The following is a 14,575-nucleotide window of genomic DNA, read 5'->3' on the forward strand; positions in this document are numbered from 1 at the left end:
GCCTTTTTTTTATTTTTTTAATTGAGGCATGCGTTGCCTTGATTTATTAAATATCATATTGCCTTTATCTTGCCCTTTTCTTAATGCTTTTTGGGTTTCAATTGGCAGTGCAATAATATCTTTACATTCAACACTACAACAACCATTAAAAGCTGTTTTACATTGTTCGCATTGTATGAACAATAAATGACAACCATCGTTCAAACAGTTGGTATGAGTATCAGCAGGAGCACCACACTGATGGCAATGGGCAATGATATCATCACTAATACGTTCCCCTAACCTATCATCAAAAACAAAATTTTTACCTTTAAATTTATTAGGCAGGGCTGCTTCTTTTACTTTATTAGCATAGTTAATGATACCTCCTTCTAAATGGTATACATTTTTAAAACCGTTGTGCAACATGTAAGCACTGGCTTTTTCGCATCTTATACCACCTGTGCAGTACATGATAATATTTTTATCCTTTGCATTGTTGAGCATTTCAACTGCCATTGGTAATTGTTCACGAAAAGTATCACTCGGTATTTCAATAGCATTTTCAAACCTACCTACTTCATATTCATAGTGGTTACGCATATCAACAATAATAGTATTGGGGTCTTCACTCAATTCATTAAACGTTTGGGCATTTACGTACTTACCCCTATTAGCCATATTGAATGTAGGATCATTGATACCATCGGCAACAATTTTATCACGTACTTTAACTTTTAGTACCCAAAAGCTTTTACCGCCTGCCGGTCGATTATTTTCAGCCGCTTCATGTTGTACCGCAATGTTCAAACGCAAGCCTTCTAAGCCAGGTATACTTTCCATTAAAGCTTCAAAAGCCGCAGCGTTAGATTGCGGCACACTTACTTGTGCATTAATACCTTCATGAGCAATATACACCCTACCAAAAACTTTTAATTCATTTAATTTGATATAGAATGTATCACGAAAACTGTTTGGATTTTCAATAAAAAAATACCTGTAAAATGAAATGGTAATACGAGGTTCTTGTTCCTCTAATAATAATTTTTTGAGCTCAGCCTGACTGAGCCTATTGTGTAACACTGGCATAGAAAAAAATTTGATTCTAATAAAATAGAAAACCATTAAAATGATTGGATGCTTGCAGGGCAAACCAAATAATTATGCAAATGTAAATATTATTGATAAAAATTAAAAACCAATATCGATGTTATTGTTAGCACCACGGTTAAAACTTGCGCCCAACAAGCCACCTGCTCCTATTCGTATACCAGATGATGTATTATTTTTTTGATCATAACCAACCACAACATCAACCCTAAATACTTTTAAAATATTTTCTATACCGCCAAACACTTCAACGTAGTGATTATTTTTATTTACATAGAAGGCATTACTACCAGCTACTAAATTCCAATTTAACTTTCTAAAAAATGGAATTTTATTAGTGAACAAACCATTGAAATGATGCTCCAAATGACCAATTGCGTAAACATTTGCATTTGTACTATTAGCGTAATATGAAGCTAATTGGTAGCTATTTACATACGCTGATGCGCCAGCCGTTCGGTTGCCATTAAAGTGCTGATAATCTTGAAAAAATACTTGTTTGTTATTTAAAAATCCGCCTACGCCAATTTTATATTTTAACAAGCCAGCCAATTTCAAATTTTTATCATCTTGAATATTAAACGACCATTTATCGAAATCAACATCACTACCAAATACTTTGTTGATACCTTTTGAATAGTTTAAAGTAAAGGTGGGATATTTTGAACCGATTGATGCTTTGTAATTGGGGAATTGAATATAGCGTTGACCTGGTTTGAAAGAAAATGAAACAGCTATAATTGCTGCTTGGTGCTGTTGAAATTGGCTACTCAATTGCTCTACCGGATAATTAGGTGTTATTTTAATACTATCTTTTTTATAAAATGTAAAATTGGTGGTATTGTTTAAAGGAATTCTATTTTCGTATAAACCAGATACAGCAAGCCTTACACCACTTTCATACCGCTTTGAAAATGTGACAGCACCAAAAGTATTTTCATAGGTTTTCATATAATTTTTACCATAAAATAAAGTACTGATAGAATTATTTAATGGCGGAATAACACCTTGTTTGTTAAACTCAGATACTCGTTTACCGCCACTTACAGCAATAGCATACCGTTTTAATTTACGGGCACTATCTTGTGTACGAATGTTGTATACTAGCGAAGCATAGGCATTTAAATGGGTGTTTGAAAAACCATACCGTATAACAGGAAACAGGGCAACACTACTCCTACTATTGTACAAGTTTTTTGAAATAGCTCCTTTTAATTGCACCACTACACCTTCAGCAGGATTGTACTCTGCATTTTGCACCAATGGTTCTATTCTCCAATTAATACTACCTTTTTTGTTGTAACGGTACCTACCAATGCCAGCTGTAAAAATATCTAACGGTTTTATTTTTCGTTGGCTTTTGTTGACAGAATCAATGTAACGTTTACTCATAGATGAATCTTTCGTTACTTTTAAAATGCTATCTTTTTTTTGATAGTCGAGCATTTCTTCTTGCTCTAAAGGTACGGCCCTTACGGTATCCCAATAAGCTTTTGACTTTTTATTTACGCCTGTGTCGTACTTAATAACTACGTTATCAAAATACTTTTTTGGGAATTTGGGGTTGATGTTATAATCGCTGTATACCGTTAAAAAGTTACCCGTAACATCAATACCTAATTGCCTTACGTTAAAATGCAATAATTGATTTTTTACCCTTCGTATATCATTATCAATTGCTACGTGAAGTTGGGTAATTTGAAGCGTATCCATTATTTCAAGTTGCGCTGTTTTGGTTAACATTAAATCAAAACTATGGATACTCCACTCATCATCAATAATATTAATGATACCTGAAAACAAAGGTTCATATAAACGACGTGGCGTTACTCGGATACTGCTGATTGATTTACCGTTTTCAAAAAAAGTACCTAAAAACTTGAATTTATAAAACCCAATAGCACCATCGGCAATGGGTGATACAAAACCTCTTGGGTTAAGGCGTTCTGTAAAAACTTTTACGTTGTTGTTATATAAACTTATGAATGATGGAAAACTAAAACCAAAGCCATCACTACCACTAACTCGGCTGCTAATAACTTCTAACTTTAACTTATCGGGTTGCTGAATACTAACTTTTGAAATATTTTCAGCAAGGTAAATAATGCCTTTGCCTGATGAATCTAAACCCATATCTTTTCGATCTTCATCTGGCACTTTTCGGCCTAAAATTCTTTTAGGCAAGGCGTTTAATTTAATTAAATCTTTACCATAAATATTACAAGTAAATTGGTTGACTTGTTTGCTGAAATAATTTCTTTTTTTAATAGCGTTTCGTATTATTTCATAGGCAGGGTCTTCACGATCATTACGAATTACTACTGTTTCTAAATTCAACTTCACATCTGATAAAACAAATGATAACTCAACATCGCCAGTAACAGTAATTTTCTTTTCAACTGCAGCATAGCCTAAGTGTTGGCAAACAAAAGTATAAGTACCAGGCGCCACCGTCATTGCATACTTTGCCTTTTCGTTTGCACTTGTACCTTTTGTAGTACCCTTAATAGTGATGGATGAATATGGGAGCAAATCGCCTTGTGCTGTAAAAATAGTACCAGTAACTTTTTGTGCAATAACGTTGAATTGGCAACAAAGCAAAATAGCTAGTATATATAATCGCATGTAGTTGTTTTAGGTAAAACGAAATTACCTGCAATACTGTTACAAATTATATAAATAAGTAAACTATTTTTTAAGTTTAATAAAACTACCAGTTAAACTACCTAACCCAGCTACCAAGCCGCCAATAATACCTGTAATTATAATCAGTAAAAAAGGATTATCAACTTTAATTAATAGCATCGAAATTTTATGTGCAAATAAATGTTCGTTTAAACTACTTATATAAAAACTTAAGCCAGCCCATAATAAAAAAGCACCTAAAAACCCTGCTATAAAAGACTTTGAAGGGGTTTGTGGAATAAACACCGCTATTAAAAATGCGACAATGGCTATGCTCCACCACGGCAATATTAAACATGCAGCAAATGAACCAATGGCCACTAATATAATTGATATAAAAAATTTCATAATAATTAGAATAATGAGTTAAAAATTAGTTTGAAAAATTGATAGTCCATTTTACCCGAGCATCTTTGGTTTCGTCCTTAGTCATCATCCACAAAGTATAGTATTTACCAGCCACCCATTCATCAATAAAACTGTCGTAATATTTACTGCCAGGGTTACCATTTTGACCGCCAGGGTAAACGCCATAGGCTTCTGTTTTTTCGGTTAAACTTACCACCATTCTCCAACTTGGGCCATGCTCCTCTCTAGTAGCATTGATCATATTGGTGCCCCCACCAATAGGCAAATGCAATCTGCTAAAAGCAGGTAATTTTAAAAGACTGTTTACTCTTGTATCTTTAAACTTTGCCCATTCTAATTTACCATCAGCCTCAATAGTGGCTAATTGTTTTGCAGCAGCTTTAAGTGCCAAATCAACCATATCTGGCAAAGTTTCTTTTTGTGGGGTATTGATATTGTCGAAAAATTTATAGGCACTATCTCTCAGCGTAGCTTCAATAAGTGTACTTTCAAACGGCATTAAAATAGGCTTTGGCGCTTTGGCAAACTCATCTTCATATACGAAGTTTTTAAACTGCTTATAAATGCAATCGTACACTGTAGCACCTTTTGAGTTTACATCATTTCTTAAATCCCACGACTTTAAGATAGCAACATACTTTTTAACATCAGCATTTAAAGATGCTTCATTGATATTTTTCAAAATAACAGGCACCATTTGCGATGCGTAAATATTATAATTATCGGTTTGCAATTGTTGCATTTGCAATGGTGTAATTTGTTCCATTGCTGCTAATCTTTTATTGATAATGAGGCCTCTTGCAACCGGATACTCTCTTCCTAAATAATAAGGATAGGTAGCATCAGTTGGCTTTTGGTTTGCACTACTCACAAAACCTCTTTCAGGGTTATATTGATATGGCACTTCGTTTTGAGGTATCATACCTTGCCACATATAACTACTATCAACACCAGGCATTACAAAATCACCTTGGCCTTTCCATTTTGCTGGCCAATCGCCTTGTGTTCTAATAGCAATATCACCATTTTTACAAGCGAACACACAGTTTTGACCGGGTACAGATAGGTTTACCACAGCAGCTTGATAGTCTGCATAATTTTTAGCATGATTCAACATTTTAAACACCAATAAATCATTGCTTTTATCATGTGCTTTCCAACGAACTGCATAATTTTTATTGTTGGTTAATCTACCACCATTAAAACGGTCATCATACATTACTGGCCCAAAAATGGTATAGGCAACTGTATCATACACGGTTGGTTTGTCGGCAATATTTAACGTCTCAATTCTAAACTCAGTATTACGCCATTCGTTGTTAAACCAATATTGTTTTCTGGTTGCATCTTTAAATTTAATTTCATAATAATCCCTTACATCTCTACCACCATTAGTGAAGCCAAATGCACAACTATCATTGTAGCCAATAATAACACAGGGCGACCCCGGAAATGTAGCACCATAGGCATTGAAACTTGGTGTAGATATTTGCATTTCGTACCATATAGAAGGAAGGTTTAAACCCAAATGTGGATCATTACAAAGTATAGGTGCACCCGATGCTGTTTTTTTACCACTCACGGCCCAGTTATTACTACCGTTGTTGGGGTCTGGCTTGGTAAGTTCTTCTGCAGTAACACCTGTGTTTTTAAAATACAGCGAATCGGCTGATGCTGGCGCCAAAGGTGTAATTGCTGGCGCATTGTATACTGTACCTCTTGGAATAATGGGGTCTAACGAATCTTGTACTAAGGGATACAACAAATCAAAATCTTCTTTGCTAAAAAATGATTGTGCATTGGTCATTTCAAAATCATTATCATGACCAGCTAAATCGTTCGACATTAATTTTAAGAATAAAGCAATTTTAAAATTGCTCCATTGTGAAGGTTTTTTGCCTAATAATTTATATTCAACAGGCAACGTACTTTCTGTAAGTGAATTTATATAAGCATTTACACCTGCAGTATACGCATCACAAGTTGCTTTAATATCAGGGTTGCTTTCCATTTCTTTCAAAGCAGTTTCAGCAGCAAACACCATCCCCAATCGTCTGAATTCTTTGTCATGTTTTAACGCTACTTCTCCAACCATTTCAGCAGCTCTACCTGCTGCTACCAAAGTTTGTAAATCCATTTGAAACAACCTAAATTTTGCATGCAAATAACCTTGTACAAAATAGGCATCGTTTTCTTGCTCCGCAAAAATATGTGGCACCAAACGTTCATCTAAATACACACTTGTTTTGCCTTTAAGTTGAGGAAACTTTAAATCTTCTGAAAAGTTTTTATCGGCTGGCTCTGCATTTTGCCATAAGCCATGTTGTGGTGAAAGCAATGCTCCCAATGGAGCAGGCACCAATAATTTTGTATTTAAAATAATAATGAATGCAGTTGTAATTGCAGCAGTTATTATGAATGGAATTGGTCTCATAAAAATTAGTTGTGCCGTAAATTAATGAAAATATATGGCCCATTGAGCAACAATTTTTTAAGCAGATTTTAGGTAGATGAAATTATCTTTGCAGCGATGGAAAATATAGATGTAAAAAATATTTTAGGTTTAAAATTATCAACCGATCCACGTTGGGTTGATTTAGCAGCAATAGAGTTAGGAGCCATATTAACTGATCATGCTTATTGTGAGCAAAAGGCAGCGCTAACTTGCATTTCATTAATTCAAAAAAACCATGACAAGCCTTTAGTGGTAGATTCATTGAGCCCAATAGTAACAGAAGAATGGGGACATTTTAGGTTGGTTTTAGCAGAACTTAAAAAACGCAACTTGCCTTTTGGTAAACAACGTAAAGATATTTACGTAAACCATTTGATAGCTTTTCAAAAAAAAGATGGCGGCCCTGATCAACGTTTTTTAGATCAAATGTTGATTATGGCATTAATTGAGGCTAGAAGTTGTGAACGTTTTAAAAGATTGAGTGAGGGCTTGGAAGATGCGTATTTACGTAATTTTTATAGAAAATTTATGGAGAGTGAAGCAGGGCATTATACCATGTTTATTACTTTAGCAGAAGCGCATTTACCCAAAAAAATGGTACGTGATAGATGGCAACAATGGTTAGCCTATGAAACTACTTTAATGAATAGTGTTGAAATTAGAGGTGATAGAATTCATTAAAAAATAATGGTTATTCAAACAGTTTTATTATTTTTACAAAAATGAAACAAAATATTTATAAATATTATTATTACAACCAGCCATTGCCGGAAGGATAATACTATGTATATATTATAATATTCAGCCGGTCGTATTGACCGGCTTTTTTTATGCTAAAAAATGAATGATATGATACAAACGTACAGTAATTACAACAATGATCACCAATGGGTTTGGCAACAATTATTTAGTCGCCAACAAATGAACCTTGCTGATAAAGGCACTGCATTACACAATGAAAATACTCATTATTTGAGCAATGTTTTTCATGCAAATGCTATACCCCATTTAGATGCGCTATCCAATGCATTGTACCAAAAAACAGGTTGGCAAATACATATTGTTGCAGGCTTTATACCAGCCACCGATTTTTTAAATTTATTAGCAGATAAAAAATTTGCTGCAAGCACTTGGTTACGCAAACCTTCGGAGTTAGATTATTTGGAAGAGCCAGATATGTTTCATGATGTATTTGGACATTTACCCATTTTGTGTGACGCAGCTTACGCCAACTTTGTACACCAAGTTGGGTTATTGGGTAAACAATACCAACATCATGCTGAATGTATAGATTTGATTGAACGTTTTTATTGGTACAGTATTGAATTTGGCTTGGTAAAAGAGGCAGGCGCAACAAAAATTTTAGGTGCAGGTATCATTTCTTCTTATGGTGAAAGCAACCGCATATTTGAAAAAAATACCACAGCTATAATAAAGCCTTTCAATTTAGAGGAGATATTGTATTTGCCATTTGATAAAAGTGCTTTGCAACCGGTTTATTATGTTGCTGAAAGTTTTGAGCAACTTTATACATCCGTTCATGAATTATCAACAATTTTAGCAAAGGTTGTTACACCAGCAATGGTGTAACAACCGCTTTTTTATTTTATACTTGCTTGCTTTTTAAGCAATGCTAATATGATTTTAAATTCGCTACTGCCAGATTGTTTAATAAGGTCTTCATACGTTGTAATTGCTAAAGGGTATTCTTTATTGAATTCATATGATTGTGCCCTTAACACTAAAAATGTTTTTTGCTCTGCCGGAATAAAATTTACTTTATGAAAATCGGCAGCAGCATTTTTAAAATCGCCGTTGTAAAAATATTGAGCACCACGTTTACAATAAAACAAATCGTTACGTTTTGCTTCTGGTGTTTTATTCATATCAGCTATTATAATCATAGCAGAGTCGTCTTTTAAATCAGCAACAGAAGCGGCTCGTAACTTAGCCATTTCTTTATAAAACAAATCGCATTCGCTTATTAATTGTAAGGTTACATTACTACCTAACTCTCTTCCAAATTCTTCCATTTGCTCTTCGGTTTGCAAACCCCTTGCTGTGGCTTCAACTTCTAAATCAGCTTCTAGTTCACCAAATGCATTACCCATACATTCACCGAAAGTTTCTTCCATAAATTTTTCAGTAATAGGTTTTGAGCCAATACAATTGCAAGTACTAGTTGTTATTTTCTTTTCCATTTCAGATTGTGCATTAGCAAATATGCTTGTAGTAACGGCACAAATAATGAGTACGATTTTTTTCATGTTATAATTTTATGCTAATGAAATTACTGTTTGATGTTTATATAAACAAATACAAAAAGGTATTTATTTATGCTTTGCTAAAGTATTGTATAGCTTCTTTTAAGTTAAGGTAGGGATACTGTGCCTGTAATTGCAAAGTTTTTTGAAGATAGGCATTTAGAAATTTTTGATGCGCTGTAGAAGTAGGATTAAATGGTTTGTGCAATAATGCTGCATTGATTTCATTTACTTGCCGCATTACTTCTACTGTAGCATCATCTATTACAGCAGGTAAAAACTTTTCCCATACATAGTTGGTTGCAGCATAATTAGGATGGGCTAAATCTTCAGCAAAAAAACGATAATCCCTTAAATCGTCAATGACCAATTCATAAGCAGGAAAATAAAACACCGTTATATCATCAACCAAATTGTGTACTGTTTGTATTAACACTGCTTTACTCCTATTATTTTCAATAAAACCTTCTCTTAGGTGCCGCACAGGACTAACCGTAAAAATTATTTTAATTGAAGGATTGATGGCTATTACATCATCAATCATTTTATTAAGCAACGCTGTTAGCTCTTCTGCTGAAGTGAGTCGTTTATTGAATTGGTTGGTGGGAATTTTATGGCAATTGGCTGCAACATTATCATATTGATGAGTAACAGTTACATTCACAAATTCATACACGAAAGCAGAACCCAATGTGAGCAATAACCAATCTGCCTTTTTTATATAATCAATTGCCGTTTGTTGTGAAATATTGATTTGTTGTAACGCTACTGTTTTATCAGGATGAGAAAACTTTGTATGATGCTTTTTACTGGCCCAAAGTTCATTGTAAAAAAACAACTCATCATCTTTATACAACTTTTCGTTACAATACGAACTTACAGCTTGTGCAATACTTATAGGGTTGAATAATATTCCGTTAGGATTTTCAAGTACTGTAAATTTATGAGCTGCCAACTTGCTACCTATTTGTTCAGTAAAGCAAGAGCCTACCAATAATAGTTTATCGGTATGTTTCATTTTAACACTAAAAGGCTTTGGTGTAAACGCCGCTCTAAAATTCATTGGTCAACTTTAAATAAAAATTGATTGTGCCATTGCGCTGCAAGTTTGTAACTGCTTTTCATCAATGGAAAGGTTAAAACCCTTTTCTTTAAAATATTGCAACATTACTTCGGTATCCATGTTACCCACTAAATCGTTACCAGCCATCGGGCAGCCTCCTATTCCTTTTAAAGCAGCATCAAACCTAGTACAACCTGCTTGTAATGCCGCTTCAATTTTTGCAACCCTATCAATTGGTTTAGCATGTAAGTGTACGCCAATTTCAATATCCTTAAAAGCAGGAATAATATTTTGCATTAAAGAATTTACTTCCGTTGCTGTAGCTAGCCCAACCGTATCAGCAATTGAAATGATAGATACACCTAAATCAGCAATTTGTTGTGTACGTTGCATTACAATATCTGTATTATATGGATCACCGTATGGGTTACCAAAGCCCATTGAAATATAAACTACTAATTGTTTTCCATGTTGTGCACATAGTTTTTGTATGGTAGCCACATTGTCTAAAGATGTTTCAATGGTAGTATTGGTGTTACGTTGTTGAAATGTTGGTGAAATAGAAAATGGAAAACCAACATAACTAATTTGCTCAAACGCCATTGCATCCTCCGCTCCACGTACGTTGGCGATAATGGCTAATAATTTTGTAGTGGTATTGCTCAAATCTAGTTTATTCAATACCAGTTTAGTATCAGCCATTTGTGGTATGGCTTTAGGCGAAACAAAACTACCAAAATCGAGTGTATGAAAACCAACCTTCAGCAATTCGTTCAGGTAAGCAATTTTTTGTTCGGTTGCTATAAAATGAGGCCAACCTTGCATGGCATCTCTTGGGCACTCAACTAACTGTACTTTTTTTTGCATGGTTATTTTCTTTGCTTTGCAGCTTCGTATAAAATAATACCAGTAGCTACACTAACATTGAGTGAATCGAAATCTGCCAACATGGGTATGCTGAATTTTTCGTCGCTAATTTTCATCAATGCTGGGTATATACCTTTTTCTTCTCCACCCATTATAATAGCTGTTGGTTCAGCAAAATTACAATCATAGGTGCTTTTTTCAGCATTCATTACACTAGCAAATACTTTTATACCATTGAGGTGTAAATCATCAACAGCTTTCATTAAACTATTTACCCTGCAAATGGCTATTTGTTCCAATGCACCGGCTGATGTTAAAATAGCATCTTCATTTAAGGCACCTACACCTTTATCGGGTATTATAATAGCATGTACGCCAAAGCAATAAGCACTTCGTGCAATGGCACCAATGTTTCGAATATCAGTAACACCATCTAAAATAAGCAACAATGGAGCTTCGCCTTTTTCAACTACAAATGAAATAACATCTTGTAAATCTTGATACTGTATTTTTGAAATTTGTGCAATGCAGCCCTCATGGTTGCTAACGTTAAAGTTATTGAGTTTTTCAACTGGCACTTTATTAATGGGTACCATGTGCTTTTCGGCCAATGCCTTTATTTCGTCAATAGTATCGCCATGTACTGCTGTTTGCATGTAAATACGATCAAGTTGTTTACCCTCTTTAAAAGCTTGAATAATAGCGCTTCTGCCAATTATTAACGTATTTTTTTTGGGGCGTTTGTGTTGGTGTCTAAAATTTTTCACAGTTCAAAATTAAGCTAATTATATGGCAAAAAATAACCGGTAAGTATTGAAGCTTTTGTTCGTTACTTACCGGCTAGTAATATGGTTGTGAAAGTTTATTTTAATTTAAACACTTTTTTCACTTCTTTAATAGCATCTAATTTTTCCCAAGTAAATAATTCCACTTTCTTTTTGATGCTTTTACCATCAGGCGAATGAAATACTTTTTCTACCGTTTCAGGCGTACGACCCATGTGGCCGTATGCGGCTGTTTCGCTATAAATTGGGTTACGTAATTTTAATCGTTGCTCAATAAAATAAGGGCGCATATCAAAGCATGACATTTTCATTAACTTTTCAGCAATTTGTCCGTCTGTCATTTTCACTTTTGCAGTACCATAAGTTACAACGTTAATACTAGTTGGTTGTGCAACGCCAATGGCATAACTTACTTGTACTAACACCTCATCACACAAACCTGCTGCAACTAAATTTTTAGCAATATGCCTCGTTGCGTAAGCAGCACTTCTATCTACCTTGCTAGGATCTTTACCGCTGAAAGCACCACCACCATGTGCGCCTTTACCACCATAGGTATCAACAATAATTTTTCTACCTGTTAAACCAGTATCACCATGAGGTCCACCAATTACGAATTTACCGGTTGGGTTAATATGATACTTAATTTTATTGTTAAACAAGTGAGCGTATTTTGTATACTTAGCTTTTACCCTTGGTATTACAATGTTGATGATATCTTTTTTAATTTTTGCCAACATCACATCATCTTTACCAAAGTCATCGTGTTGGGTAGATACTACGATTGCGTCAATGCGTACAGGTTTGTTATTATCATCGTACTCTAAAGTAACTTGACTTTTAGCATCTGGACGTAAATATTTAATTGCTTTGTTCTCTCTACGAACCAACGCTAATTCTTTCAAAATATCATGCGATAATGCCAACGCTAATGGCATATAATTTTCAGTTTCGTTGGTAGCGTAACCAAACATCATACCTTGGTCGCCAGCACCTTGTTCTTCTTTTTTCTTTTTATCAACACCTTGGTTAATATCTTGTGATTGCTCATGAATGGCTGATAAAATACCACATGAATTGGCTTCAAACATGTATTCACTTTTGGTGTATCCAATTTTACGGATTACGCCTCTTGCAATTTCTTGCACGTCTAAATACGCTTTACTTTTAACTTCGCCAGCTAATACTACTTGGCCAGTAGTAACCAACGTTTCGCATGCTACTTTACTAGTAGGATCAAATGCTAAAAAGTTATCAATAAGTGCGTCACTAATTTGATCTGCTACTTTATCTGGATGTCCTTCACTAACAGATTCTGATGTAAATAAATAAGCCATTGTTTATTTTTTAAGATTGCAAAGATACGGTTCGAATAATTTAAAAAAACAAAGCCCTATAATTTTTATAAAGGGCTTTATTAAAATCGATAAACGTAACTAAGGTATTTTTGAATAGATAATTACTAAACGCATTGGGTGGGTTGGATGTGTACCACTACCAACTTTAACCCTTCCCAATGCAATAGGGTTAAAGAAAGGTATAAGATAAGGTACTCCATTGTATTGAGGATAATTATAATTGAAAGGCGCATACACCCTTAAATCGTAATTTTTATATCCATATGATGCTATGTGTTGTACATACCTTGTAATATTAAATTCATATCTGTAAAAAGTATTACCCAATACATCTGTTCTACGCATTGCTATTCCACCAAACCTATTTGTTTCAATATTGGTTACAGGGAAAGGATGGTATAATGCATTGGGAGTTGTAGTTGCATCTGGATTGTATGCAATGGTTGAATTAAGATCGAAATAAATTGGCTTATAACGCTGTGGAATTGTAGTTGCAGTGTCTTTCAAATCTAAATATAAGTAAGGGGGCACTGTGTATATATCATCAGTTGGTGAAATCCTATCTTGCTCAACAATTAAATAGGCTCTATGTATGATTCTATTAGGATAGTTGGTTAAACCAGGAATTTTGATATTAGCAACTGTTTGTGAGGGTGCAGTTTGCAAATAAATATCGTTATTAGATGGTGTTAGTACGTTTGTTCCAGTATAGTCACGTACAATATAGTTTGCAGAAGATGATGCAGCAGTTGAGCCACCTGCTGTTGCATACAATTGAAATGATTGCACGACAGTATCTAATACACCTGCTTTTGTTTTATGAAAATGAAATTCTAGTCGAGATTTCGCTTCTGCAATATTTACATAATAAAGGGTATTTCCGTTACCTACTGCCTTTATTTCAAAACCATTGAATTTTTTTCTAAAGATGGAGTCTTTATAATAGCCATTATTTACTCCTCCCGCTGTTGAATCTTGTCCATTAAACATAAAACCAACATAGTTTGCACCTGCTGTTGTATTAAACTTAATACGTATTTGATTTTCTACTGAATCTCTACCTCTTGCAAGTATAACTTTTTGACGAACAATTTGTGGGGTGATAGTTGCTGTTCCTAATAATGTTGGATCAACAGTTGGGCGATAATTTAACTTACGAAGCGTATCCGTTTTTTCTCTAAAATTATCATCTACAATAGCTCTTACTTCAAAAGTTTGTTGAATAGCTGCTATTGATGAATCTCCCCATGTACCCTTGTATGATAAACAGATAAATGCTGAGTCAAAACCAGCTCTCGGACTTAATGATGTATAAACAGTATCACCTGCATTGCCAAAGTAGAATGGATAAAATGTAGGTTTAAATTGTACATAAACCGCTGCCGTAGTTGTACCAAATAATGGGTCAGCAGAAACATTGCCAACTACATGATTTTCTGCTTTGTTCAAAATTGTACTATCCAGAAAATTACCCTCAGTAGCATTTACCAATAAGGTATCAGCAAAAGTATTTATGTTATCAACAGTTACCAAATCAGTTCCTAATGAAGTGGTATCAATTTTTGTACAGCTAATTCCGAAGGCGATTAATATAAAAGTAGCCATTACAGATACTGGAAGTATACGTTTTTGCAAAGCAA

Annotated in this window: 12 protein-coding genes; 2 read left to right on the forward strand and 10 right to left on the reverse strand. The window is 34.4% G+C overall.

Annotation, left to right across the window (positions count from 1 at the left end; translation table 11 throughout):
• Positions 1 to 9 precede the first annotated feature (9 nt).
• The 4 genes from trhO to ACFOWM_RS02190 all read right to left on the reverse strand — a co-directional run bounded on the left by trhO (position 10) and on the right by ACFOWM_RS02190 (position 6,577).
• Positions 10 to 1,068, reverse strand: a complete 1,059-nt coding sequence (gene trhO, locus ACFOWM_RS02175) for an oxygen-dependent tRNA uridine(34) hydroxylase TrhO (RefSeq protein ID WP_379706456.1) — start codon at positions 1,066 to 1,068, stop codon at positions 10 to 12.
• 102 nt (positions 1,069 to 1,170) lie between these two features.
• Positions 1,171 to 3,714, reverse strand: a complete 2,544-nt coding sequence (locus ACFOWM_RS02180; protein WP_379706463.1) for a DUF5686 and carboxypeptidase regulatory-like domain-containing protein — start codon at positions 3,712 to 3,714, stop codon at positions 1,171 to 1,173.
• A gap of 63 nt (positions 3,715 to 3,777) precedes the next feature.
• The gene (locus ACFOWM_RS02185) at positions 3,778 to 4,122 is read right to left on the reverse strand and encodes a hypothetical protein (protein WP_379706466.1); all 345 of its coding nucleotides are present in this window, start codon (positions 4,120 to 4,122) and stop codon (positions 3,778 to 3,780) included.
• A gap of 25 nt (positions 4,123 to 4,147) precedes the next feature.
• Positions 4,148 to 6,577 (reverse strand): penicillin acylase family protein, encoded by a 2,430-nt coding sequence (locus ACFOWM_RS02190; protein ID WP_379706469.1) that lies wholly within the window; start codon positions 6,575 to 6,577, stop codon positions 4,148 to 4,150.
• Between the two features lie 96 nt (positions 6,578 to 6,673).
• On the opposite strand from ACFOWM_RS02190, the gene miaE reads away from it, so the two are divergent.
• On the forward strand, positions 6,674 to 7,279 hold the full coding sequence (gene miaE / locus ACFOWM_RS02195; protein WP_379706472.1) for a tRNA-(ms[2]io[6]A)-hydroxylase: 606 nt from the start codon (positions 6,674 to 6,676) through the stop codon (positions 7,277 to 7,279).
• A 168-nt stretch (positions 7,280 to 7,447) separates the two neighbouring features.
• The gene (locus tag ACFOWM_RS02200) at positions 7,448 to 8,188 is read left to right on the forward strand and encodes a hypothetical protein (RefSeq protein WP_379706475.1); all 741 of its coding nucleotides are present in this window, start codon (positions 7,448 to 7,450) and stop codon (positions 8,186 to 8,188) included.
• An 11-nt stretch (positions 8,189 to 8,199) separates the two neighbouring features.
• Here the strand turns inward: ACFOWM_RS02200 and ACFOWM_RS02205 are convergent, their stop codons facing one another.
• From ACFOWM_RS02205 to ACFOWM_RS02230, 6 genes are all read right to left on the reverse strand, one after another.
• Positions 8,200 to 8,865, reverse strand: coding sequence for a hypothetical protein (locus tag ACFOWM_RS02205; protein WP_379706478.1), 666 nt, complete (start codon positions 8,863 to 8,865; stop codon positions 8,200 to 8,202).
• A gap of 67 nt (positions 8,866 to 8,932) precedes the next feature.
• Entirely contained in the window at positions 8,933 to 9,925 is a 993-nt protein-coding gene (locus ACFOWM_RS02210; protein ID WP_379706481.1) for a GSCFA domain-containing protein, read from the reverse strand.
• A gap of 9 nt (positions 9,926 to 9,934) precedes the next feature.
• Entirely contained in the window at positions 9,935 to 10,792 is an 858-nt protein-coding gene (locus tag ACFOWM_RS02215; protein ID WP_379706484.1) for a hydroxymethylglutaryl-CoA lyase, read from the reverse strand.
• A 2-nt stretch (positions 10,793 to 10,794) separates the two neighbouring features.
• The gene (rlmB, locus tag ACFOWM_RS02220) at positions 10,795 to 11,559 is read right to left on the reverse strand and encodes a 23S rRNA (guanosine(2251)-2'-O)-methyltransferase RlmB (protein WP_379706487.1); all 765 of its coding nucleotides are present in this window, start codon (positions 11,557 to 11,559) and stop codon (positions 10,795 to 10,797) included.
• 95 nt (positions 11,560 to 11,654) lie between these two features.
• On the reverse strand, positions 11,655 to 12,914 hold the full coding sequence (metK, locus tag ACFOWM_RS02225; RefSeq protein WP_379706490.1) for a methionine adenosyltransferase: 1,260 nt from the start codon (positions 12,912 to 12,914) through the stop codon (positions 11,655 to 11,657).
• A gap of 99 nt (positions 12,915 to 13,013) precedes the next feature.
• Entirely contained in the window at positions 13,014 to 14,570 is a 1,557-nt protein-coding gene (locus ACFOWM_RS02230; RefSeq protein WP_379706493.1) for a DUF4270 family protein, read from the reverse strand.
• Positions 14,571 to 14,575: the final 5 nt, after the last annotated feature.

It is taken from the genome of Ferruginibacter yonginensis (assembly GCF_042651465.1).
Classification (GTDB): Bacteria; Bacteroidota; Bacteroidia; order Chitinophagales; family Chitinophagaceae; genus Ferruginibacter; species Ferruginibacter yonginensis.

Coding starts and splice junctions, on each gene's coding strand:
- trhO (WP_379706456.1), bottom strand. CDS start 1,068: ATGCCAGTGTTACACAATAGGCTCAGTCAGGCTGAGCTCAAAAAATTA.
- ACFOWM_RS02180 (WP_379706463.1), bottom strand. CDS start 3,714: ATGCGATTATATATACTAGCTATTTTGCTTTGTTGCCAATTCAACGTT.
- ACFOWM_RS02185 (WP_379706466.1), bottom strand. CDS start 4,122: ATGAAATTTTTTATATCAATTATATTAGTGGCCATTGGTTCATTTGCT.
- ACFOWM_RS02190 (WP_379706469.1), bottom strand. CDS start 6,577: ATGAGACCAATTCCATTCATAATAACTGCTGCAATTACAACTGCATTC.
- miaE (WP_379706472.1), top strand. CDS start 6,674: ATGGAAAATATAGATGTAAAAAATATTTTAGGTTTAAAATTATCAACC.
- ACFOWM_RS02200 (WP_379706475.1), top strand. CDS start 7,448: ATGATACAAACGTACAGTAATTACAACAATGATCACCAATGGGTTTGG.
- ACFOWM_RS02205 (WP_379706478.1), bottom strand. CDS start 8,865: ATGAAAAAAATCGTACTCATTATTTGTGCCGTTACTACAAGCATATTT.
- ACFOWM_RS02210 (WP_379706481.1), bottom strand. CDS start 9,925: ATGAATTTTAGAGCGGCGTTTACACCAAAGCCTTTTAGTGTTAAAATG.
- ACFOWM_RS02215 (WP_379706484.1), bottom strand. CDS start 10,792: ATGCAAAAAAAAGTACAGTTAGTTGAGTGCCCAAGAGATGCCATGCAA.
- metK (WP_379706490.1), bottom strand. CDS start 12,914: ATGGCTTATTTATTTACATCAGAATCTGTTAGTGAAGGACATCCAGAT.